We start from the raw sequence: 22,883 nt of genomic DNA, 5'->3' as shown, positions 1-22,883 counted from the left end.
CGACCTAGCGGCATGTGGCTTCGAGCCGAGAACTGCTGAGCAGGGAATGAAGGCATCGCGAAATAACCTGCTCCGGTTCGGTTGCACTTTCTCGGCTCGACCGCTGTGCCTCGATGGCGTTCCGGGCCAGCATGACCGTCGCTCGCAGGGACGCGGACGGGTCGTCCTTCGTCCGCTCCAGAAACTCGGCGAAAACCCGGTCGGCCTCCTCCAGGTCGCCCCGCTCCAGTGAGCGAAAGGCTGACGTGAACAGGTCGTTGCGGGTGAGCCAGGTCATGGTCGGCTGGTCGAGCGGCAGGACCGACCGTGCCGGCTCATCGCGATCATCTGGCGGAGACAATCCCGCCGGCTCGTCGCCCTGGTCGGCGTTATAAATGTGGATGATCCTGCCGGGGAAGAGGTCGAAGAACTGGTCGGCCTTCTCGGTGGGCGTCAGGTCGGGGTCGAGCAGGTCCCGGCCCAGCTTGGCACCGTCTACCAGGCCCGGCGGTGCCTCTCCTTCGTAGCGGCTCAGGCGGTCGAAGATCCGAAACGCCGCCTCATCGTCCCCCGTCCTCATCACTCGAAGGCCCTTCCGGAAGAGGGCGTCCGCCTCTTGGGCGTTGCGGGGGGTTGAGGCCGCTGACCGTTCCGACCGCTCGTCGCGTGCCTTCTCTTCCCGGATCGTTGCCAGCCGCATCGCGTGCCCCTTTCTGGTGATTCCTCTCGCTTGCCTTGCCCTGTCGGTACTCCTCGGCGTGGTCGAGCACTTGACCCATGAAGTGGGTTGCCGCCACGAGGTTCAGGTAACCGATGTACTCCCGTCTGCGGGCATGTCGCCTTCCCGTCACCGAGGCCGGAGGCTCAGGCTCTGGGCCGTCGCTGTCCGCGACCAGGCCGGCAATGGCGGCCTTGATGACGAAGAAGGCGATCTTCCTGAGCAGGCCCAGAAAGCCGCTGACAAGCCCCTCCGTCAGGTCGAACTCTCTCTTCACACGCCCGCGAACCAACTCCATGACGTGCCGGAGGGTCTGCTCGTAGAAACCTTCCAGGGCCTGCGGGTCGAACGGCCTCAGCAGGCCGAACAACTCGTCCCACCAGTCATGGTCCTCCATCAGGAACTGGTTGACGTTAGAGATGCCCCGGATCAGGTGGTCGTAGACGGCGGCGGGGTCGGTCACGAGGTCGCCGATCAGCCCCGACAGTAGCTTCTTGGCCTGCCGGTGGACCCGGCTGGTTCGGTCATCCTCGGTGATCGTCTGGAGTCTCATGTCTTATCTTTGTGGCAGGGGAGGGGACGAATTTGGAACCCAGAAGGGAAGGTGAAGGAGAGTTACTCCTCTGCCGTCTCTTCCTGAACCTCGCGGATGAGTTGGTCTAGTTCAGAATCATCCGGGTTAAGCCTCTTCAACTCCAGGAGCGTCTCTAGCCGGTGGTTTCTCCGGATTGGGTTGGCCTCCAGAGACGGACCGGACAGGTGGTTGTCGCCGGACTCCACGGTATCACTCCAGAGGCCGCAGGGCCTGGAGGGATTGTCGCCGGACAGGGCCGCGTCCCTCTTCATTTCCTCGATTCTCCGGTGATGGGCGTCGGCGGAGTTCTGGCCCAGGGGAGAAGTACAGTAGTCTTTGTCCCTCATCCGGCGGACGATCTGATACTTGAATTCCTCCCTGGCTGATCTCCCTGTCTTCAACACCTTGCGGGAAACGAGGAGGCCCCAGGAGAGTTGCTTCAATCCCCTGAACACCTGGTCGTTGGTGGCGTCCGCGATCTCCCAGGGGTCGGGGTGGCGGCCCCTCTCTGTCTCGATCTCCTTCATGAGGGTCACGTGACCAGCAGCAACAGAGTTGGGGTCCCTGGTGGACCGGACCATCGGGTTGTCATTCTCAGAGAGCCGGATGAGTTCAACCTTGGCGTAGACTTCCTCGCTCGGCAGGTATTTGATGAAGTCAGAGAGTTGGGCGTTGTTATCCCATCCAGAGTCGGGCGAGCCAGAATCAGGGGCGGCCCTCGTTCTTGAGCCAGAGAAGGCGTTCCCCTCCCGAGCAGGATTGGGGGAGCTAGAGTAGCCGGGTGAGTCACCCCCTCCCCCCTCCCCTGATCGAAGATCATCCCGGCCCCCGTCTTCGGTTTTCGTTGGGGTTTTAACTGAACGGGTTAGGGGTTTTCCGGCGGTCTTCTGTGTCCGCCGGAGTGGGCGGACTTCTGTGTCCGCCTGGGCGGTCTTCCGTGTCCGGTCGAAAGGGTCTTCCGTGTCCGCCGGAGGGAGCGTCCTCTGCTGGAGACGGATCAAGGCCGGCTCATTGATCGAGTAGTGGTTGCAGTGATTCGCACCGTTGGGCGACGTGATCGAGACGATGCCCAGCCGGAACAGGTCCGTTAGTAGTCGTCGCACCTGCCGCGTGTCGCTATAGGAACAGTCGCGGGCGAGGGTCTCCTGTCGCACCCAGCAGGTGTCATTGGCCCCCTGGTAACGGTTCAGGACCTCAAGGAGCCACTTCTGCTGAATCGGGAGGATGCTGTCGCGGATGAGTTTGTAGCGAGTTGCTGCCGGTGGAATGGTCTTGGACATGCTGCGACTCCCAGGAAAGCGAACTGGCGGGCGAGGGTCCAAGAGCCACCCCTCGCCCGCCAGCTTGTAGCCAGGTCGTAGTCGCCTTCTGGGAGTGCTCTCGGTCGGCTGGCACCATTTCGCTTCGCTACAAGCTCAGTGCCGACCTATCTTTGTCGGAGGCTTATCGCCGCCCGTATCTACGCACCCGGCCACCCAACATCACGCTCGGCTATCGTGAGCGGCCAGTCGAATTGTCTGTTAGGGAGAAGGGGAAGTTGGAGTCGAGGAGGGCCGGCCCCGGTCGTGTCCGGCTGGACGTTGCGGGACCAGTTTACCCATCCCGCCGGTGTATGACCGCGTAATACGCCTCCCCTGTCCGAGCTTGCTGGTGGAGCATCAGTAACGCCGGCAGACTTACCAGACCGTGCGACACGGCTGCGAGGCTCGCGTCCGGGAAACGACATCGGCCCCCGCAGCCCGCCTCGCAGGAGTCAGGCTGCGGGGGCCGATGCTGTTGCGGGCAAGTCAGCCCCCGACCTTCTGAAGCTCCAGGGCCGTCTCGCCATCGAGCTTGCGGTCCAGGAAGAACGCCTGGAAGTCGTCGAAGCTGTCGCAGGAGTTCTCCAGGTCGTACTCGCCGCTGACGAGCGAGCCGAGCCACGCCTGGGATGACCGCGACCCGTACTCGTCGGCGTGGTGCGTGGCGACTTCGCTGGCAAAGTTCAGCAGGTCATAGACCTTGCACCGGACCGGCAGCGTCCGCTGCCGCTTGGCCGACAGGGCGTCGAGGTTCGCCAGGCCATAGAGCCGGCTGGTGTCGCCCGTCATGCGGTGGAAGGCGGCCAGGAGCGGGCTGCCGATCTCGTCCAGGCCGGTGCCGGGCTGCGGGGCCTGACCTGCCATGGCCTCGGTCGCGTGGAGCAGGCGGGCGATGCTCGCCGACCCGACCAACGCCGCCCCGTCCCAGCCCACGTGCCGGTGGGCCAGCAGCTTGACCAGGTGCTTGTAGAGACTCTGGGCCTCGTAAACGCTGGCCCAGGACTTCGCCGCCGCGTCGAACCGCTGACGCAGGGCCGCGAACCCCTCCTCGTTGTTGAACCCATCCAGGGCACGGACGATGGAGTAGTTCACATCGTCATTGCCCCTGCCGATGGCGAGGGAGGAACGGAAAGCCTTGGCGTAGCCGACCGCACCGTTGGTGCAGACATGCCGCAGGAGTGACAGGTAGACGTTCGGCAGGCCGTACCCGTCGATGGGGGTGGCCAGCACGAAACGGTTGCTGAAGTCATCACCGGCGATCTGGAAGCTGCCGGACCCGGCTCGCGGAGCGTGGGTGGACTCCACGATCCCATCCGCGTAGCGGACCCCTTGCCCGCCGTAACGGGTGAGCGTGTCCATCAGGTCGTCGTGGCGGACGATGGGCTTGGTCGGGCTGCTGACGGCCAGGAGCCGGTTCTTGCCGCCGGCCTCGTCCCGCTCGACGCACAGCCGCAGGCGGTCGGACTCGGCCTGGGCGATCCGCTCGAAGACCTCATCATGCCGGAAATACTTGAAGACCGAGCCGTTGAACCCGTAGCGGGCGTAGAGGCTCGTCCAGAACCGCTCGGTTGGCTCCAGTGGCTCGCCGTTCACCAGCACGGCGGCCACGACCGGCTGGCCCGACCGCTCGTCCTGCTTGGTCTGCACCACTAGGTCGTTGACGGCGGAGAAGGTGTAGTCGAAACGCTTGCCCGAAGCGACCATCTTTAGACCTCCAATCGAGAAGGAATCCCCGAAACCTTGGTTCGCTGTGACAAGCTGGGGAGGGGAGTAAAATCCAGGGATTCCCCACGTCAGAACCGCAGCCGGCGGGGGCGGCGAGGCTGCTTCTGCTGGAGGAAGGCGGGCAGTTCCACGACCGTCTGGGCGATGACGCGGCATGCGTTCTCGGCACAGGTTTGAATCTTGGGGTTGATGGTCAGCGACTTCCAGCCGTCTGGCTCCCATAGGAATTGCTGACGGGGCCGGGCCGTTTTGAGGAACGGATGTCGGGTCTGCTTGCATTGGACGACCTGCTTGGCCTCCAGGCCGGGGCACTTCCGCAGGGCACGGCCTGCCATCTGGATCGTCGGGCCGCGACCGGAGGGGCGGACCCAGGCGGTCTGCAAGCTCGGGTCGTCAAATCCCTCGGTCAGCACCATGCAATTTGCCAGCACCTGCAAGTCGCCCTGCCGGAAGGCTTCGAGTTGTGATTCCCGGTCGCTCGTCCCAGTCACCACGTCGCTGCGGACGCCCCGCTCCCTGAGTAGGCGGTCCAGGGCGTGGCAGTCGGCTACTGAGTGGAAGAAGAACACGGACTTGCCCCACCGTTGCTGGTCGGAGCAGTACAGGTCGGCGAGTTGGCCCACGTCCCACTTGGGCACGGTGTAGTGGTCGTACTGGCTCAGGAAGCCGTCCTGGATGAGCCGATGGATGCCGGCGTCCTTCACCGTCTTGTCGAAGCAGAGTTGCACCCGGTCGGTTCGGAACGGCGTGGCGGTCAGGCCGAGAATCCAGCGGGGCCGGATGACGTTGTGCAAATGGGCCATCGAGCCGGCGGCGTCGTGGTGCCCCTCGTCCAGCACCAGCAGGTCGATGTCGGTAGGCGGGTCCTTCTCGAACATCGAGATGAAGCGGATGGGATCGACGCCGATGCCCTTGGCCCGGTTCTCGGCCTCGGCCTGCTGGAGCAGGTTCCGCCGCATGGCGACCCAGCCGACGCGGACTCCGGCCAGGTCCTGCAACGCCCGGGCGACCAAGAGCCCCATGACCGTCTTGCCGCTGCCGGTCGGCGACTCGATCATCACCGACCGGGCCGCTGGCTCGACCTCGCCGGCCCCGTTGCGGTGGCTTCCGAGAAACATCCCGAGCGTCTTGGCGACGATCCGGGCCTGGTAGGGCCGAGGCTCAATGCGGGTCTGCCCCAGGATCGTTTCGACGGCTGCCAGGTCTGACACGATTCTCCTCCTGCAATCGGCGATTCGTGATTCGGTGCCGATGTGTCAGGGGGAGGGGTGCAGTTAATCAGGACCATTCCGACGGGCAATCAACTCCCGGTCGGCTCGACCGGCTCACCGGTGTCCTGTCGCTCCGGGGGCTGTTTTTCGCTGAAGTGCTCGCAAGTGTAGTTGCGGTAGGGAATCTTGAAGAGCTTGCCGTCCTTCTTGTTGGCCGGGTGCCCGCAGCGGACGCCCACGCCGAGGGCGACCCCCCAAAGCATGTGCTCACAGTTCATGCAAACACGCTTCTTGGGGTCTGGTGTTTTTGGCGATGACATCAGACTACTCCAACGGCCATTCCGGGGGCCGAGGGTCGAGGCCCACGTCTCGCAGCCTCTCGGTAAACGCGGCCAGCAAGTCGGGGTCAGCGTAATCCAGTAACCAGCTTTCATAGCCCGACCAGTCCGGCCCGTACTCCCAGCCGATTTGGCACATCGTCCGGGCATTCCAATCGTGGGCCAGGTCGATCAGGATACCCCCGCCATCCGGACTGGTCAGCGAGTAGTAGCCGAACAGCTTGTCGTCAATGGACGCCTCCGGCCAGTCCGAGCACCGCGACCGGGCCAGAGAGGTGAGGGCCGCGTTCAGGGCCTCCATGCTGGACTCACTGCCCGTCACTTCGATCAGCCGCTCCCAGGCGGCGAGGCTTTCCCCCGGCCAGTACATGGCCTCTCGAACGAATGCGATGCCCTCCGTTTCGTGCTCCCGTACCGGTAAGTCCAGGGCCTTCAGCCGCCGCAGGTGTTCCCGCAGTTTGTCCGCGTCCCACACCCGGAAGCCCGCGTCATCGCTCCCCTGCAGGAGGAACCAACTCAACTCGGCCAGGCAGCGAGTCTCCCAGCGACTGCGGTCGTCTTTGTCGCCGAGTTCCAGGTGCTTTGTGAGCAGCAGCCACAGATCGTGGAAGCTCGCCGGCTGCTCGGACTCAGTCAGATCACGTACCTGCCTGTCGATGGCGGCAAAGTCCTCCCAGGCCGGGCGGATTTCGAGGTCGCGATCCCGGAACTCGTCGGTCGCGACATCCCCCAGAGCGGCCCACTCATCGGCAAGGTCTTTCCAGTCGTGGTAGCTAGGCATGATCCCTCCTCGGCCAATCTACTTGCACTTTGGCCTTCGCGTCCACGACGCAGAATCGGCCACGCTGCTGTGTCAGCCGTGATCGATTCTGCGTCGGGAGCGGAGGACAGTCGCGGCAGAAAGGCGACCGCAACAGGAGGAGATGTGCCGAGCGGCTCAGGTGCGGTCTGGGGCCGGTAATCCTGCTACTGCCGGTCCACGGACAGGGGCCGGATTGTGTCCTGGTAGTTGAATTCGCCCTTACCGCACTCGATGCGGGCGGTGGCGTCCTTGCACTGATAGTACAGGTACGTCGAGTCGCCCACGTCCGTGATCTTCAGCGGCTCGCCGAACTGGTCGTAGAACTTCTGCCGGGGCGTCCAGGACTTCGGATCGAAGTTATCGCCGTACAGGCTCTTCTTGAACTCCTCGAACGTCATGTTGACGTGGCCCTTCTGTCCGCCTTTCGTGCCCCCGCCGTCCTTCCCGTTCCCCGACTGACTGCTGCAGCCGGTGGCTACCAGCAGGACGCAGATGAGGAGACAGTAGCCGACCAATGACGACCGAACATCGCGAGTTGCAGAGAAGCCAAATCGCATCATATGAACCCCTCTCTTGTGTTTGAACCCTACCCCTTGCGACTGAGCTTGACGATGATCCCACCGCCCTTGCCGTGGAGGCGGGGTCCAGTTGCCCCAGCCGCTTCGCTGATTCGTGTCGGACGTTCCGAAACGCCCATGAGGATGATGAGTCGATCATTCCCGTCGAAACGGTACTGGCTCTGGACCACGTGCCCGCCGCTTTCGGAGGTCATGTCGATCTTGTCGCCGTCGATGATCTTGTACGTCCCTTTCGATTCCTTGCCGTCCTTGAGCATCTTCTGCACCGACGTTCCGTCCGCGTTGAAGACCCACTCGGCGGTGTCGCCCACCTGCCAGGTGCCGACGATAGCTCGCTTCGGGTCTACGGAGGAACCGCAGCCGGCCAGGAGGGTGAAGCTGATGAGTGCGACGACTTGAAGGCCGAGCTTGACCGCAAACTTCGGCGGCAAGTGAGCCATGCGAACCCCTCCCTTCCAAATGGCGTTAGTCTCTCGGCTGCCGTACCATAAATGGTGGGAGGGGACCGTCCGCTGGTCCTGCGTCGTGTGGAAAGCACTGGCAAGGCCCAGGCAGGACGGCCCCTCCCGTCTTCCCGGACCGCAAGGCCCGGAGACGCAAAAAGGCCGTACACCCGCCCCCAGCCGCAAAAGCCGGAGCCGTGTGAACGGCCTTGCCAGATCGCCCCCGCGAGCGGGGACAGTGCTTTCCAGGGTTGATTTTCGGGGAGCGGCTGCCCGCCGTCAAGTATTCGGGGGAGCGATACCCGGCAAGGCCACCGGCTTGTGGCCGCGAACCGGGCGGCGTTAAGTGGTCAGTCGCTCAGTTCCTCCCAGAGCGTGCAGGCGGTGAGCCGCTCCAGGTCGCCGCCGTAGGCGGTCACGATCAGGGCGGGGTGCGGGTAGCCCGTCCAGTTCTCCTCTCGCTTGCCGTAAGGAACGCCACTGTTCTGCGGCATCCCGGCGTAGACCGCGATGATGCGGTCGGCGGCGGCGTGGAGGGCCATTCGCGGATCGTCGGCCTCGATGAGGACGACCGACCGATTCTGCCCTTCGGCTTCCTCGACGTAGATCGCGTGCTTCATGGGTGACGCTCAACTGCAGGAAAGCGATGGGGCCGGGGTAAGCTGTCCCCCGGCCCCGGCTCGTTAGATCACCCGCTGGCCGTCAGTAGGCGTAGGCCCCGTTGGGGCGGGTGAACGTCCGGGCGACCATCGCCGCCTCCGCCGACCGCCCGGCCTGCATCAGGCGGCGGTAGGTCGCCTTGACCAGCCGGTACGTCCCCCGGCGGCCCCGGTAGGGCGTGCCGTAGGATGTGCGGTGCCCGGCGGCGTTGAGGATGCCGGCCAGGACCCGGACCGGCAGGGGATGCCCTCGCCGGTCGCACCACTCAGCCACTTCCAGGACCGTCTGCATCGCACTCGTCATCGTCTGCATCTCCTTTCAAGGCGAAGGAACCAAGCCAGATCGCCCCCGCGAGCGGGGACAGTGCTTTCCAGGGTTGATTTTCGGGGAGCGGCTGCCCGCCGTCAAGTATTCGGGGGAGCGATACCCGGCAAGGCCACCGGCTTGTGGCCGCGAACCGGGCGGCGTTAAGTGGTCAGTCGCTCAGTTCCTCCCAGAGCGTGCAGGCGGTGAGCCGCTCCAGGTCGCCGCCGTAGGCGGTCACGATCAGGGCGGGGTGCGGGTAGCCCGTCCAGTTCTCCTCTCGCTTGCCGTAAGGAACGCCACTGTTCTGCGGCATCCCGGCGTAGACCGCGATGATGCGGTCGGCGGCGGCGTGGAGGGCCATTCGCGGATCGTCGGCCTCGATGAGGACGACCGACCGATTCTGCCCTTCGGCTTCCTCGACGTAGATCGCGTGCTTCATGGGTGACGCTCAACTGCAGGAAAGCGATGGGGCCGGGGTAAGCTGTCCCCCGGCCCCGGCTCGTTAGATCACCCGCTGGCCGTCAGTAGGCGTAGGCCCCGTTGGGGCGGGTGAACGTCCGGGCGACCATCGCCGCCTCCGCCGACCGCCCGGCCTGCATCAGGCGGCGGTAGGTCGCCTTGACCAGCCGGTACGTCCCCCGGCGGCCCCGGTAGGGCGTGCCGTAGGATGTGCGGTGCCCGGCGGCGTTGAGGATGCCGGCCAGGACCCGGACCGGCAGGGGATGCCCTCGCCGGTCGCACCACTCAGCCACTTCCAGGACCGTCTGCATCGCACTCGTCATCGTCTGCATCTCCTTTCAAGGCGAAGGAACCAATGGGCGGCCCTGTCTTAAGCGGCAGACGGCGACGAGAATGCCCGGAAAATGGCGAAAACTTGCCCGATTTCAGTCTGGCGACTCCGACTTGCCAAGCGACCGGGCCGCCTCGACGAAGCTCTGCTCGCCCAGGTTCCGGTCCCACTGCCCCATGAATCGCAGCAGGTCGGCCACCAGCCGCGACCGCTCGACCAGCTTTTCCCCCTCGACGCTGACCGCCTCTTGGTAGATCCCGAGCGAATCCTGCTGGTACGACACCGGCAGCCACCGATCCTCGGCCTGGATGACCTCTACCACTAGGTCGGGGTCCCGCATGAGGTCGCCGTGCTGCGTGTAGTGATGCATGATGGACAAGAGCAGGCCGCCTCGCGGCCCCGTACCGATGTACTCGATGTTCAGGGGCATGAACCCTTCGACCGTGAGCCGAATTGGCTCGTGCATCAGCCGCTCGAAGCCGCCCAGAAGCTCAATGATCTGTTTGACATTGTTCATCCGCTCCTCCTGTTTGCCGTACTGGCACCGATGAGAGGCAGGGGGCCAGACACTCCTCACGTCTCCGAGTCGGGTGTGGCGGCGAGCGGTTTCGGCGTGAAGGTCCTGGCCGACGATGGGCGAATCGGCTGCGGACTGGCCGCTCGGAAGGGAGCGATTCGTCTGCCTGTCATTCGTCATCAGGGCGAACAGCCTTCCGCCGGCCCCGCCGCTTCGGCTTCGCGGGCTGATCGGTCGTCGCCGCTGCCAGGCAGAGAAGCAGGAGTTGAATTGCCGGAATTTGTACCTTGTCACTGGCCTCCCGCAAGGCTTGGAGCGTCCCCGCCTCCTCCGAGAACGGTAGCCGGGCGGGTCGTCGTTTCCCCCGAAGCCTGCCATACCCGAGGGCCTCCAGCCCCTCGACCAGGCGGGCAAGGTGGTCGGCTACCGCCCCGGCTACGAACGCCGCGTTCGTCTCGCCCTTGGCATCGCGGGCCTTCTGCATCGCCTCGCGGAGTGGTTCGGGCAGCGGAACGACCCGGTGTACGGTGCCTGTTTTCGCCATGTGAAGCCCTCCCGTGTCAGAGTTGTGCAGTGGCATGCTCTTGCGTGCCACTGCCTCGCTGGGAGCGAGTCTTTTTCACGGGAGTTTGGCAAGACTCGGTATCGCGGTTAGCGGCGTCAGCCGGATGCTGACGCGGCGGGTTGCCGCCCGGACCCGACCGAATGTCGGGTCCGGGCGGCAACCCGCCTAGAGTATGGGAACGCACGCGGGCGTGCGGGCGTGCCCGCGTGGGGTTAGGGCAATTCCTTCATTTCGCCGAAGCGGCGGCCCCACTCAACCTCGACTTTGAAGTCGATGTCGGCCCACGGCGGCTGGCGGCAGGCGACTTGCCGGGCAGACTTCACGAACGGTTGCAGCTTCTCTTCGGGAACCTCGTAGACCAGCGAATCGTGGACGGTCAGCACGAGCTTGCAGTCCCGGAATCGGGGCTTGAGGGAAACCTCCCGGTCCACGTTGTTCATGATCCAGCGAAGGTGGTCGGCCCCGGTCGCCTGGCAGAGCGAGTTGAACGCCATCCGCCAGGCGTGGGCCTGCCGGGGGAATAGCCGCCGCAGACCATCGCCGTCCTCGACCCAGCGGATGAGCGAGAAGCTGATGTTGCGGAACGGCGGGTTGTTGAAGTGCGGGGCACGCACGAACGGGTCGGACCGGGCGGCGTAGGCCAGTGTGCCGTCCGGGTTGCCGGCCAAGACGACCTCGCCGCGAACTCCCTCCTCCAACTCGATGTAGCACTGCTCCACGAATGCTTGCACGCCACCGCCCGCCAGGCTGCCGCTCTGGCTCAGGGCGGGTGAGGTCGATCCCAGGGGGATGATGCGGGCGACGTAGGACCGGGGAGTAGGTCGCCGGAGCCGGAAGCGGACCGTGACCGGCTCGGGCCGGGCCAGTTGGTAGTAGCCGTTGATCCGGCGGGGGCGTCCCCACAGGTTTTCGACCTGACCCAGGTGGATCATCTCCAGGAGGGTCAGTTGCCGCAGCGGGATGAGCGTAGGGTAGGAGGTTTCAATGTTGCGGATGGCCTGCTCCGTTTGGGCCAGGCTCCAGCCGAGTTGGGGGGCCAGGTTTGCGGCGGACGCCCCGTAGGCAAAGGCCAGGAATGCCGTCTTGCCTCGATTCCGGTTGTCCTTGAGCCACTTCTTTTCGGACCCTTGAGCGATGGCCTGCTGGTGGCCGGCAGGGTCCATCGCGATCAGCAGGGCGTTGTAGGGGTCGTCGGTGGGCACGCCGTGCTTGAAGACCCGCCAGAGTGGGTCGTCGGTGATGTTCGGCCACTGGACCTCGAAGGGCTGCGTCGGCCTCTTGTCCTGCAACCGCCGCATGGCGGCCATCAGGTCCGGGTAACGTTCCTGCCGCTCCCGACGGGCACGCCGACGCTTATCCAGATAGTCCTCGCTCCTGCTTCGCAAGGCCCGCTGGAACAAGAGGGCCATGTACCTCGGCTCGGCGGCCTTGAGGTCGATGGACACCAGTACGCAGCCAGGCCGGGCGACGAACAGGTTCCGGGTTCGGCTGTACTCCTTGCACGGGTTGGGAAGTTCCCTCTGCCAAGCCTCCTCCTTGTCGGCCTTACCCGGAAGGTTCTGGAGGTTCGGCGAGGACGAGAACCGTGTCGTCACCAGCGTGCTGTCGAAGCGGTCCGGGTAGAGCCGGTCGCCGCTGTAGCGGGCCTTGGCCGGCAGGGTGTCGAGGAACGCCGACAGCCGCTGCTTCATGAGTGACATGGACAGCAGCAGGGCCATGATCCGCCGCTTGAACGGGTCGTTGACGCTCTCGTAAACGTCGAGCAAGACTTCACTGGCGACCGATACCCGCCAGTCCACGCTCGGGTCCGGGTAGGCGGCGAAGGGGTCGTAACTCAGGTCGTCCTTGACGCCCAAGCTCCGCATCACCCGCAGCACGTTCGCCGGAGTTTCGAGCGGCCAGCGGACATTGAGGCTTCGCCATATTTCGTCGCGGCACGCCTGGATGGACCGCTGATAGCGGTCCCTTTGACGGACGGCCTCGGCGGCGTCGATGCCGACGCCTTCCCACATCATGCGAGCCAGCACCAAGTTGTTCGGGTCGTCGATCTCAGCGGCCAGCCGGTACACCGGGTCAAGGTGCCGCCGCAGCAGGTCGCGAGGCGACGGGTTCAGAGGGTCACCTACGCCGAGAACCGCATGGAAGCGGCTGAAGAGGTTATAGGTGTTTACCACGTCGATTCGGCAGTAGTCGGCGACGAGCCGGGGCGGGGCGTTCAAGGTGTTCCGCTCGCCGATCACGTCATGGAGTGTCGGTGGCTTACAGCGGAAGAATACCTGGGTCAGTTCCTTCAACCCGTAAGTCACGGCGGGCAGGTGGTAGTGCGTGGTTTGCCCGCTGCCGAAGGACCGTAGGTTCTCATCGAGTCGGTGGGTAAGGACCATCGTGCAGGAGACGCGGCACCGCACGTCGATCCCCAGGCGGTAAAGCATGCGGACATCGAACGTGGCGTTGTGGGCGACGGCGTGCTTGGTCCGGTCGCGGAAGAAGGGGCGGATCGCGGCGGCGACCTTCTTTTCGGGATAGCGGGGGATGTCCGGGTCGTGCAGGCCGTGGTTGCAGTTGATGTAGAAGACTCGCCGCGATGCCGGGAAGTAGAAGCCGATCCCCGCAACCACCGCGAAGCGGGGCCTGACCCCCGAAGTCTCGAAGTCGAACACCACTAGCTCCGAGCCGGCCAACTCCTGACGAAGCTCGGCCAGGTCCACGTCGAGGGCCTCGGGGACCTCATGCACCGTTTCACTCTGGCAAATTGCAAGACTGCCAGGCAGGGTTGCAAAACCGCTCTCCACCCTAATCCCTCCTTCCCCGTCGCAGTGGATGCCGCCGCCTGTACTCGCGGGCAGCCCGCAAGAGGAGGGAGATGTAGGTCGATCCCGTCCGCTCTGCCTCGGCCTTGATCGCCTCGTCCAGTTCGGTCGGGATGCCCAGCCGGATCGACCGCCGCTCCGGTTCCGGCTGCTCCTCGGGGTACTCCTGCCGCTGCACGATTCCGACCAGTTCGAGCAGGGCCGCGTGACGGTCCGGGATGTCGGCCCGACCTCTCCCGAGGTTCTGGAGCAACTCTCGATCGTCCGGCAAAAGCCGGAACGTCACGAATTTTCTGTCTCGCGGCAAGTCCCGATCTGCCATCGCCTTAGCCCTCCCGTGTGCGGCAGGTTTCACTTTATGCGATGGGGCATCTATTGTCAAGCAGTCCCCCTCTAGGTATGCTGTAATGCGTTGTTAGCGATGCCCCATCGCTCAAGTGGCGTTGCAGGAGAAAACCATGCACAGCGACCGCCCTGAACCCGCGGACGCAGCCAGCCACGCGACGCGGCAAGATCGACCGCCCAAGCCCAGCCCCGCCGACGAGGATGAGCAGCGGGCGTTGAGGCGAAAGCAGTGGGAGGGAGAGAAACGCCGGAGGATGGAAGCCGTTGACAGCCTGCTCGCCCAAATGACGGACCGAGAACTCAAGGACTACATCCAGGACCACCTCGAAGGGTGGGCCGGAGATGAGCACGACTGAGCGATCACCAGGAAGCCATTGGGCCGGCGACGGTCGCCGGCCCACAACCCCTTCCAGCCGATAGGAGGACCGAGATGACCAAGACCGACAACGCCAAGCCCGCCCTGCCCACCCAGCCCATCGTGGAGTTGCTGTGGAAGAACCCGCAGGGCATCCGCTACATTGCCGAGATCAGCGGCGACCGGCACATCCTCGACGTGCCCATCGACCTGATCCAAAGGCACCCCGCCCTGGTGACGATTCGCGGCAAGGACCCGTCGGACCTGTCGCTGCTGCGGGACTCGATGAAGAAGACCGAGGGGCCGGTCTACATGCCCTGCGTCTACATCGAGAAGCTCGCCACGAACAGCCTGGCAGTCTATATCGCAGACGGCCACCAACGACTCCAGTCCGCCAAGGAAAACGGCGACGAACGGATCACCGTGCAGTACATGGCCCGCTGGGACAGTGTGAAGGCCGCCCTGGAGGGTGCGGTCAGCGTCCAGTTTGCCCGCTACGAAACGACCGAGCAGGACGTGGTGTCGCTCATCCGCTCCGGGGAACTCCTACAGGCCCAGATCGCCCGGCTGACCGGCTACGACGAGAGCCGCGTGTCTCGCCTGGCGAAGGTCGCCAGCCCCGAGGTCGAGTACCTCTACAAGGCCGTGCAGAAGGGCGTCATCGGCCTGGGGATGGCGGGCAAGCTGGTGGACGCCTGCAAGGAGAACCGCGACAAGATGATCGCCCTGCGGAACACCTTCGCCCGCAAGTACCAGGAGGCGGAAGGCAAGGCCAAGTTCTGGGAGAACAAGATCAAGTCCAGCAAGAAGAGGTGGGACAAGAAGACCAAGGACAAGGCCCGCATCGCCACCTACTTTCGGGACACCGACTGGTCGGCCTGGGTCGATGCTCTGGAGGACGACGAGGGCATCGAGAACAGGGACGGGCAACTCGTCCTACGCATCGACGGGGCGGCCAGTAGAGTCGGCAAGTCCGGCGTCCGCATCGGCGACGTGAGCGAGTGGTCGAAGGAATACGCCCTGTACGGCCTGTTCGGCAAGAAGATCGAGGAAGTGGACCCGAAGGATCTCGACGACGTGCTGGGTGACTGGGACTACTTGCGGAGCGTCCTCGAAGCGATCCGCGATGGCAGGCCCGTCCCAGCCAAGAACCCCGTGGTCGAGACTCAGCCGCCTGAACCGCCGGCCCCGCAGCAGCCGCCGATGACTGTGAAGCGGTCGAAAGCGAAGGCCCGCTGATCCATCAAGTTCATAGCAGCAGGGGCGGGGAGGTTTCTTCCCCGCCCCGCCTCTTCCAACCAATCCCATTCACCAACAGGAGAAGCACATGCTGACCAAGGTTCGACTCATCAACTTGGACACCGGCGAGCGGCGGCTCTTGACGAACTGGTTCTACCGCTACCGCAACCGCCTCTATCCGCTCGGCACCCCCAACCGCTGGGAGGCTGAGAAACGGGCCTTCCATTTCGGCTGCCTGCTCCGGGCCATCTTCGAGCAGGAGGACGATTCCTTTACCGACGAGGCCCCACTGCCACACCAAACCGTCTCTGGGGAGGCCGCCACATGCTGACCTTCGCAGTACGACGACGTGACCCCGAGGCCATGCCCGACTGGTTGGCCGACGTGGACGTGGCGGTCCGCTTGGGCATCGACCGGGCGACCGTCTGGAAGTGGCTCGACGCCGGGTTGCTACCCGAGCCGAAAAGGGTCGGGGTCATCCGCCTCGCCAACGGCCAGAAGCGGTCGCGTACCACCCGCTGGTTGCGGGCGGACATCGATCTGTTCGTCGTCTGCGGCGACATGACCACGTTCCGCCGCGTCAAGGCTCAACGCGACCGCGACTCGAAGTAATCTCGACAGTCACAAGGCCGGTGCCCCACGGAGCAGCACCGGCCTTGTTCCTTTTGAGGCTGACCACCATGCCAAGTCTTTTCCGACCGAAAGCCAAGCCGAAGGGCAAGCCGACCCGCACATCGAGCGTGTGGTTCATTCGGTACTGGTGCCCTATCCGCCGACGCTCCCACGCCATCTCGACCCGCTGCCGCAACCGGAAGAACGCCGAACGATGCCTGCGGGAGTTCTGCAACCTGCTGGAGCGGGGAGAGGTCGGGCTGGAGAACCCGTTCCTGGTGCGGTTGCGGCAGGAGAGGGAGAAACAGTCGTCTGACCGGCGAGAGATCGAAGCCTGCCTGACTGCCTTCGAGGTTGATCTGCGAGCCGGGAGAATCCGCAAGCGGGGCCGGCGACAGGCGGTTGGCGAGGGCTATGCGGACACCACGATGGCCCGCATCCGCCGCATCACCACCGGCTGCGGCGTCAAGACCATCGACCAGCTAACTGTTGAGATGGTCAACGCTTTCCTCGACCGCTGCCAGGCGAACGGGACGATCCGAACGAACCAGACCAGAAAGCACCACGAGCGAGCGATCAAGGCATTCACACGATGGGGCCAGACCACGGAACGGCTCGACCGGGACTCCCTGAGCCGGCTGGACGTGACCTACGTGGACGAGGAGCGAGACGTGGTACACACCCGTAGCGAGTTCACGCTGGAGGAGATGACCCGGATTATTCAGGCCGCGACCGGGGCAGCCCCGCTGGCCGGACTGACGGGCCGGCAGCGGGCGTTGCTCTACGCCTTCGCAGCCAGCACCGGGTTTCGGGCACGCGAGTGTGCCGCCATCCGCCGGCAGGACTTCACCGAGGACTTCGCCTTCGTCACCCTGTCGGGCCTGTTCACGAAAAATCGTAAGCGGGCCACGCTGCCCATCCCGCCGGGGCTGCGGGAAGTCCTGGCCGAGTACGCGGCGAAGCTCGCCCCGGATGAGTTCCTCTGGCCGTGCGGGTGGAAGCAGAACGAGAAGCGGGAGTGGGTGCCTGACGGCTGGATCAAGGATGGCAGGGCGGGCGACTTCCTGCGGGCGGACGCCGCCCTGGTCGGCATCGTCATCGGGCGGAAGGGCAAGGAGGCGAACGGCGGGCGGGTGCTCGACTTCCACTCGTTCCGGCACACCTACATCAGCAACCTGGAGCGGGCGGACGTGACGGACGGGCTGCGTGGCCAACTGTCGCGGGCGACGGCCCAGGTCGTCGAGCGGTACACGCACCGGGAGCTTGGCCGCCTGGCGGAAGTGGCCCAGCGGCTGCCCACGCCGGACCTGTCCGCCCTCAAGAATAAGCCCGCATAGGCGTATCCCAAGGCGTATCCGAGGTTGCCGGAAGGCTCCGAAAGTGCGAAAAAGACGGTGAAGAACGGCTCCGGAGGGGGTGCTTGCACTGGTCTTGAAAACCGGCGTGGGGTTATGCCCCACCGCGGGTTCGAATCCCGCCCCTTCCGTTGACCCATCACCTTGCCGGTTCCAAAGCTGAGGATTCAGACTGACGAGCGCCCCGTCCTGTTTCCCGAAGTGAGGCCCGGGCCCGCCGAAGGTCTTTCCCCCAGGTTGGTTTGGTATTCCTCCGAAGAAATCGCGGCTTTCCTTCAGCAGGGTGGGGAGGTCCAACGGTTTAATCCCTTATTGTTCTGGCGAGGCTTGTGGTGGAGCCACGACCCGTAAGGGCTGGCGGACAACGACCCCGCGTGCGTGTAGCGCCACCTCGTACTCCCCCGGCGGCAGTTGGCCCAAAGGCCGGAAATACAGGCCGGGACCAGGGATGGTCATCTCCACACTTCCGGAGTGTTGCGGGGATTGATAGGTGAATTTGACTCGTTCGGGTCCCTCACCAGTCAAGTAAAAGGCAGCCACGGGGCCCAGCGGCGGATTGGGAGCCACGAAAGCATCGCGCGGTATGGGAGCCGCTTTACCAGACGGAGGCGGACGATCACGGCGCTCCATCACCGGTACAGGGGCCGGGAAGGGGAACAGAACCGCATCCGCCGTTAGGTGAGCATCTTTCAGCTCTTCCAACGGGGCGATGGGAATGATCCAAATACCTCGCCCGTGAGTTGCTACCACCAGTTCGCGCTCGCGGGGATGAATCACCAGATCGTCCACACGCACAGCCGCCGGCATTCCGACACAGCGCAGAGGATACCAGAATTTCCCATCATTGAAGGTGACAAAGAGGCCGCGTTCGGTGCCAGCGAATAGCAGGTCCTTATTGCGAGAGGACTGGCGGACCACTCCGACCACAGCGTGCAGCGGAAGATTGGAAGCCAGAGCGGTCCAGGTCTGGCCGTAATCTGTGGTCTTGAAAATGTAGGGGCGAAAGTCGTCGTTCCGATGGCGATCCACGGCTACATAGGCCGTCCCGGCGTCAAAATACGAACATTCAATTTTGGGAATGGCGCGCTGCCGGGGAATATCCGGAAGTTTGTCGGTCAGATCGATCCAGGTCCGGCCATCGTCGCGGGTGAGCCACAGCTTGCCATCATCGGTGCCGACCCAGATGACACCCGCTTGTCGCGGTGAGGCTGCCAGACTGAGGATGGTATGCCCTCCGGGAGCCGGAACGCTTCCATCACGTGGATATGCTGTCAAGTCCGGACTGATCTTTTGCCAACTATCACCTCGATTTGTTGATTTGAAGAGATATTGTGCACCGTAGTATATAGTCTTCGCATCATGGGGAGAGATGAGAATCGGTGAGTTCCAGTTGAAGCGATAGGGACTCGGTTCTTTGCGGGTCTTATCTTGCTTGACACCGGGAGGCCGGATACTTTTGTTGGCTCCCTTTCCCGTAGGTCCCGGTGGTGCATCCAGCTTGACACGAACGAGATTGCCATATTGGCTTTCCACATAAACGATGTTGTTGTCTTCGGGGTCCACCGCAGCCTGGAAGCCATCCCCCCCTAAAAGCCGACGCCAATCGGCCAAGGTGATTCCATCTTTGTAGACGGTGGCGCTGGGACCCGCCCAGGAACCGTTGTCCTGCAAGCCGCCATACACATGATAAGGCACACGGGAATCCACAGCCACACCATAGAATTGACTGATGACCAATCCACGTTTGGCCTCGAAATTTTTGCCATCCTTGGTTATATACAAGCCACCATCGTTACCCACAATCATATGTTGAGAATCTTTCGGATTAATCCATAAAGCATGATGATCGGGATGCATGGAGTGACGGAATGGCGGAAATGTACGTCCTCCATCCCTGGAAACATGAAAGGCGACGCCGAGGACATAGATCACCTTATCATCATTGGGATCCACGCGGATTTGTCCGTAGTAGAAGGGGCGCGGGACAAGGTCGTTGACTTTGCGCCAAGTTTCGCCGTAGTCCTCGGAGCGGAAGATACCACCTCGGTTGATCGGTCCAGGCGAACCGGGTTTGCCATCCTTGCCGACAGGGGTAGCGGACTGGCCTACATTGCTATTCTGGCCCGCGGTTTCACTGGTGTGAACGACGGCATAAACGATGCGCGGGTCTTTCCGATAGATGCTGATGCCACAACGTCCGTAGCCCACATTTTCCGGCAATCCACGGGTGAGCTTTTTCCAGGTTTTACCGCCATCGGTGGTTTTGAAGAGGCCGCCAGTCGGCCCCGTTTGACGGATCGGACTGCCTCCGGAGAAGGCGTCGCGCCGCATCGGCCAGAAAGCAGCATAGAGGATGTCCGGATTGAGAGGGTCCATCTGCACGTCGATGCAACCGGTGTTTTCGTCAATGAAGAGACTGTGTTGCCAGGTGACCCCCCCGTCAGTGGTTTTGTACAAGCCCCGGGCGCGATTGGGACCCCATACGTGACCCAACGCCGCGACATAAGCGATGTTGGGATCCGTGGGGTGAACGACGATCCGCCCGATGTGATGCGTGTCTTCCAAACCGCAATGGAACCACGTGCGCCCGCCGTCTCCCGAACGAAAAACACCACACCCCCAGCTCACGGAATTGCGCGGGTTGGCCTCGCCTGTCCCCACATAAACCACGTGGGGTTGGTCCCGGCACACGGCGACTGCCCCGATGCATTGGGTCGGCTGATCGTCAAAGATTGGCGTAAACGATTGCCCGCCGTCGTGAGTTTTCCACACTCCGCCCCCTGCACTGGCCACATAGAAGACATCCGGGTTCGACTCCACTACGGCGAGATCGCAGATGCGCCCTCCCATGTTCGCGGGTCCAATGCAGCGAGCTGGCAATCCCTGAAGGAAAACCTGACGCAGGTCCACGGGGCGCGCCGGCGTCTGGGCCTTCTGAACAGGCGATTGGCCGCGAACTGCAGGAGCTTGCGGGGAACCCACGTAAACGATCAAGCTCAGGAAAGTCACCAGGACAATAGCGGCAGGAAAGCGGAGCATGGCAGCGTCTCCGGGCTAATGAAAGGGTGGACAAGACCTGACACTCGCAGCGAAACACCTTCAGGATAGCTATTCTCACCGTGAGGGTAAAGTTTTTTCCAGATCAAGCGGGAGAGTGTATCCTGGAAAACTGCTCTGGCCAACCAGACTGCATGGGCAGGGGTGCAATTGACCCGTCGCGTGTGGGAAGGGTACAGTGGGAGCATCTCCAAACGAAACCAAAGGAGGAAGAAGGATGCCGGAGTATGGCAGCAGCTCGAAGCGTATCGTGGCGGTCACCGGAATCGAGAGCCTCTGGGGGCCATCCCTGCTGCGAGAGTTGCTCCGGGCGGGAGACACCTTAGTTGCTTTGCTGGGTCAGAGGTTTCTTGCGGCAGCCTTTGCGACGGAAATTCAGCAGGGACGCCTGCAACTGGTCTGGGGGCGCGGAGAAGACTCGGCACGACTTTACTCGCTGTTGGCGATCCATGAAGTGACACTGCTATTTCACCTCGGCACCCTGACGGACGCGATGGGATCGTCTCTGGTCCAAGCCGTACGGCGCTATCACCCTGAGCTTCCTGTCGTCACCCTCCAGCAGCCTTCCCATGTCATGTATGCCCGGCAATTCCTGGAAGCTGCTTCGCTCCTTTACGGAATCGCCGAGGTCGAGGAGCTATTCGGACCAGAACTGCCGTTGACCACGACAGACCTCCAGGAGAAGCGAAACGAGTCAGCCTTGGATTGGCCGGAAACGAGCGGTTCAAAGGAAGAACAGGGACCAGAAGTTAAGCGGGACTATGTGTATGTGAGCGATGCGGCGCTAGCTCTCCGCCTCCTCGCCCAGGAGGTGACAGCACGTCGGCAGTCCATTTGTCTGCCCTTCCGAAGCGGTTGGCAATTCACGACGAGGGAATGGCACACATTGCAGGACAAGGTAGAAGCAGGGGAACCCTACAGGCTTGCCCCGGAGACCCCCATGCATCCTCTTGGCTGGCACCCCCAGCAAACCCTCCGGGAAGCCCTTCAGGCCAGTTTTGGCTCCGATTCCGCCTCTGCTGCCCGTGCACGATCCTCTTTGCCTCGATCCTCCCGACGCCGCGCCGCCTGAAGAGGTACACTTCCAGCGTGGGAAGCCTACAACATGGTCAGCACCGAGTGTGCGTTGGAATGGGCAACACCGGGTGTGCGATCTTCTTCCAAACCTGCTGCGGAAGGAATCCACCAATGGCGGAACCAAGTTCTGCAACAACCACGTTAGCTCAGCGACTCGCGCGGTATGCCGCCACGCTCCGCTTTGAGGACCTCCCGCCGGAGGTCGTTCATGAGGCCAAGCGGCGCCTCATCGATTCACTGGCCACGGCAGTCGGGGCCTTACCCGCTCCGGCCTACGCCAAGGTGAAGCGGTGCGCCTGCCGCGTGAGCAGCCAACCGCCAGCCAGTCTGATCGGCGGAGGGCAGAGCAGCGTGGAGTGGGCCACTTTTGTCAACGGCCTGCTGATCCGTTATCTGGACTACAATGATACCTATCTGAGTTTGGAACCTGCTCATCCCAGCGACAATTGGTCGGCAGTGCTGGCCGTGGGAGAAGCCGCGGGAGCGAAAGGGCCGGAACTGATCACTGCTGCCGTGCTGGCGTATGAGGTCCAATGCCGCCTCTGCGATGCCGCCAGTTTACGCCGACACGGTATCGATCACGTCACCTACGGTGCAATTTCATCCACCTTGGCCGCGGGACGCCTCTTACGCCTGGACAGCGAACGCTTGAGCCATGCCGTCGGCATCGCGGGTGTGTGCAACATCGCCTTGCGGCAGACCCGCTCCGGCGAACTGAGCGAATGGAAGGGATGCGCTTTTGCCAACGCCGCCCGCAATGGTGTTTTTGCAGCGCTAGTGGCTGCGGAAGGACTCACTGGTCCGGCGCCCATCTTCGAGGGAGATTTAGGCTTTTTCCGCCTTGTGACCCGCCAGCCCTTTACCCTGCCTCCCATGGGTGGAGAAGCCGAGAATCGCGATGGTTTCATGATTGGCAAAACTTACATCAAATACTGGCCAGCAGAATACCACTCCCAAAGCGCTATCGATGCGGCCCTGCAATTGCGCCGCCAGCTTCAGGGTAATATCCAGCGGATTCAATCCATTCGGGTGGACACCTTCGAGGCCAGCTACAACATCATCGGGAAATACCCCCAGGCTTGGGCGCCGCAGACGCGGGAAACAGCCGATCACAGCTTGCCCTACTGCACGGCCGCTGCCCTTTACGACGGCGATGTCACTCTGGAAACCTTCGAGGAACGTCGCTTCACTGACCCGGACCTTATCCGCTTCACTCAACGGGTCCAAGTGGTGCATGACCCGGCTCTCGATGCCCGATACCCGCGCGGGATTCCCAACCGCATCACGTTGACTCTCGACGATGGTACCACCCTGGTCCGGGAAGTGGAGTTTCCTAGAGGACACGCCGCCAATCCCATGACGGATCAGGAAGTCGAGGCCAAGTTCCGCCGTCTGGTGGAACCGCATTACGGTCCGGAAAAGGCCCAGGCTATACTCTCATGTTGCTGGAACCTTGAACAGTTGAACTCCGTCACAGAACTGATGCGGTTGCTGGACAAGTCTTGATTGCTGGACCAGTCTTGACC

Annotated in this window: 25 protein-coding genes and 1 tRNA gene; 8 read left to right on the top strand and 18 right to left on the bottom strand. The window is 63.3% G+C overall.

All coding sequences use genetic code 11. The features are described 5' to 3' along the window. Positions 1–4: 4 nt before the first annotated feature. The 17 genes from H0921_RS00740 to H0921_RS00660 form a co-directional block, all read right to left on the bottom strand. Positions 5–559: a hypothetical protein gene (locus tag H0921_RS00740; protein WP_194536116.1), complete on the bottom strand. Its 555-nt coding sequence runs from the start codon at positions 557–559 to the stop codon at positions 5–7. Then, entirely contained in the window at positions 540–1,250 is a 711-nt protein-coding gene (locus H0921_RS00735) for a hypothetical protein (RefSeq protein WP_194536115.1), read from the bottom strand. Before H0921_RS00735 ends, H0921_RS00740 begins: the two co-directional genes overlap by 20 nt. Positions 1,251–1,312: 62 nt before the next feature. Continuing rightward, a complete protein-coding gene (locus H0921_RS00730; RefSeq protein WP_194536114.1) occupies positions 1,313–2,551 on the bottom strand; it encodes a helix-turn-helix domain-containing protein in 1,239 nt (412 codons plus the stop codon). A gap of 507 nt (positions 2,552–3,058) precedes the next feature. Further along, positions 3,059–4,276 carry a DUF932 domain-containing protein gene (locus tag H0921_RS00725; RefSeq protein ID WP_194536113.1) on the bottom strand — a complete coding sequence of 406 codons (1,218 nt, stop codon included), beginning with the start codon at positions 4,274–4,276 and terminating at the stop codon, positions 3,059–3,061. Positions 4,277–4,365: 89 nt separating this feature from the next. Next, complete coding sequence (locus tag H0921_RS00720) at positions 4,366–5,508, bottom strand: DEAD/DEAH box helicase (protein ID WP_194536112.1); 1,143 nt, start codon at positions 5,506–5,508, stop codon at positions 4,366–4,368. Positions 5,509–5,597: 89 nt separating this feature from the next. Then, complete coding sequence (locus H0921_RS00715) at positions 5,598–5,786, bottom strand: hypothetical protein (protein WP_194536111.1); 189 nt, start codon at positions 5,784–5,786, stop codon at positions 5,598–5,600. Positions 5,787–5,832: 46 nt separating this feature from the next. Continuing rightward, on the bottom strand, positions 5,833–6,627 hold the full coding sequence (locus H0921_RS00710; protein WP_194536110.1) for a hypothetical protein: 795 nt from the start codon (positions 6,625–6,627) through the stop codon (positions 5,833–5,835). Positions 6,628–6,812: 185 nt separating this feature from the next. Next, complete coding sequence (locus H0921_RS00705) at positions 6,813–7,208, bottom strand: hypothetical protein (RefSeq protein WP_194536109.1); 396 nt, start codon at positions 7,206–7,208, stop codon at positions 6,813–6,815. A 26-nt stretch (positions 7,209–7,234) separates the two neighbouring features. Next, the gene (locus H0921_RS00700) at positions 7,235–7,666 is read right to left on the bottom strand and encodes a DUF5640 domain-containing protein (RefSeq protein ID WP_194536108.1); all 432 of its coding nucleotides are present in this window, start codon (positions 7,664–7,666) and stop codon (positions 7,235–7,237) included. Positions 7,667–8,019: 353 nt separating this feature from the next. Beyond that, positions 8,020–8,289: a hypothetical protein gene (locus tag H0921_RS00695; RefSeq protein WP_194536107.1), complete on the bottom strand. Its 270-nt coding sequence runs from the start codon at positions 8,287–8,289 to the stop codon at positions 8,020–8,022. 82 nt (positions 8,290–8,371) lie between these two features. Further along, entirely contained in the window at positions 8,372–8,632 is a 261-nt protein-coding gene (locus H0921_RS00690; protein ID WP_194536106.1) for a hypothetical protein, read from the bottom strand. Positions 8,633–8,804: 172 nt separating this feature from the next. Then, positions 8,805–9,074, bottom strand: coding sequence for a hypothetical protein (locus tag H0921_RS00685; protein WP_194536107.1), 270 nt, complete (start codon positions 9,072–9,074; stop codon positions 8,805–8,807). Positions 9,075–9,156: 82 nt separating this feature from the next. Beyond that, positions 9,157–9,417 carry a hypothetical protein gene (locus H0921_RS00680; protein ID WP_194536106.1) on the bottom strand — a complete coding sequence of 87 codons (261 nt, stop codon included), beginning with the start codon at positions 9,415–9,417 and terminating at the stop codon, positions 9,157–9,159. A 102-nt stretch (positions 9,418–9,519) separates the two neighbouring features. Then, the gene (locus H0921_RS00675) at positions 9,520–9,942 is read right to left on the bottom strand and encodes a DUF6908 domain-containing protein (protein ID WP_194536105.1); all 423 of its coding nucleotides are present in this window, start codon (positions 9,940–9,942) and stop codon (positions 9,520–9,522) included. A gap of 169 nt (positions 9,943–10,111) precedes the next feature. After that, entirely contained in the window at positions 10,112–10,486 is a 375-nt protein-coding gene (locus H0921_RS00670; RefSeq protein ID WP_194536104.1) for a hypothetical protein, read from the bottom strand. Between the two features lie 233 nt (positions 10,487–10,719). Beyond that, complete coding sequence (locus H0921_RS00665) at positions 10,720–13,299, bottom strand: DNA polymerase (protein ID WP_194536103.1); 2,580 nt, start codon at positions 13,297–13,299, stop codon at positions 10,720–10,722. A 1-nt stretch (position 13,300) separates the two neighbouring features. Beyond that, on the bottom strand, positions 13,301–13,639 hold the full coding sequence (locus H0921_RS00660; protein ID WP_194536102.1) for a hypothetical protein: 339 nt from the start codon (positions 13,637–13,639) through the stop codon (positions 13,301–13,303). Between the two features lie 136 nt (positions 13,640–13,775). Between H0921_RS00660 and H0921_RS00655 the strand changes: the two genes are divergently transcribed. From H0921_RS00655 to H0921_RS00630, 6 genes are all read left to right on the top strand, one after another. Further along, positions 13,776–14,018 carry a hypothetical protein gene (locus H0921_RS00655; RefSeq protein WP_194536101.1) on the top strand — a complete coding sequence of 81 codons (243 nt, stop codon included), beginning with the start codon at positions 13,776–13,778 and terminating at the stop codon, positions 14,016–14,018. A gap of 74 nt (positions 14,019–14,092) precedes the next feature. After that, the gene (locus H0921_RS00650) at positions 14,093–15,256 is read left to right on the top strand and encodes a hypothetical protein (protein WP_194536100.1); all 1,164 of its coding nucleotides are present in this window, start codon (positions 14,093–14,095) and stop codon (positions 15,254–15,256) included. Positions 15,257–15,344: 88 nt separating this feature from the next. Next, on the top strand, positions 15,345–15,587 hold the full coding sequence (locus tag H0921_RS00645; protein WP_194536099.1) for a hypothetical protein: 243 nt from the start codon (positions 15,345–15,347) through the stop codon (positions 15,585–15,587). Next, positions 15,581–15,868: a helix-turn-helix transcriptional regulator gene (locus tag H0921_RS00640; protein WP_194536098.1), complete on the top strand. Its 288-nt coding sequence runs from the start codon at positions 15,581–15,583 to the stop codon at positions 15,866–15,868. The genes H0921_RS00645 and H0921_RS00640 overlap by 7 nt, the downstream gene beginning before the upstream one ends. A 68-nt stretch (positions 15,869–15,936) precedes the next feature. Continuing rightward, on the top strand, positions 15,937–17,205 hold the full coding sequence (locus H0921_RS00635) for a tyrosine-type recombinase/integrase (RefSeq protein ID WP_194536097.1): 1,269 nt from the start codon (positions 15,937–15,939) through the stop codon (positions 17,203–17,205). A 72-nt stretch (positions 17,206–17,277) separates the two neighbouring features. Further along, positions 17,278–17,354 (top strand) — tRNA-Ser (locus H0921_RS00630). Positions 17,355–17,532: 178 nt separating this feature from the next. Here H0921_RS00630 and H0921_RS00625 read toward each other — a convergent pair. Then, the gene (locus tag H0921_RS00625; RefSeq protein WP_194536096.1) at positions 17,533–20,262 is read right to left on the bottom strand and encodes a WD40/YVTN/BNR-like repeat-containing protein; all 2,730 of its coding nucleotides are present in this window, start codon (positions 20,260–20,262) and stop codon (positions 17,533–17,535) included. Between the two features lie 235 nt (positions 20,263–20,497). Between H0921_RS00625 and H0921_RS00620 the strand changes: the two genes are divergently transcribed. Both H0921_RS00620 and H0921_RS00615 read left to right on the top strand, forming a co-directional pair. Continuing rightward, positions 20,498–21,352 carry a hypothetical protein gene (locus H0921_RS00620; RefSeq protein WP_194536095.1) on the top strand — a complete coding sequence of 285 codons (855 nt, stop codon included), beginning with the start codon at positions 20,498–20,500 and terminating at the stop codon, positions 21,350–21,352. A 116-nt stretch (positions 21,353–21,468) separates the two neighbouring features. Beyond that, positions 21,469–22,863, top strand: coding sequence for an MmgE/PrpD family protein (locus H0921_RS00615; RefSeq protein WP_194536094.1), 1,395 nt, complete (start codon positions 21,469–21,471; stop codon positions 22,861–22,863). The last annotated feature ends 20 nt before the right edge of the window (positions 22,864–22,883 follow it).

The sequence above is a fragment of the Thermogemmata fonticola genome (genome assembly GCF_013694095.1).
Taxonomy (GTDB): domain Bacteria; phylum Planctomycetota; class Planctomycetia; order Gemmatales; family Gemmataceae; genus Thermogemmata; species Thermogemmata fonticola.
This window is presented reverse-complemented; position numbering and strand designations above follow the sequence as displayed.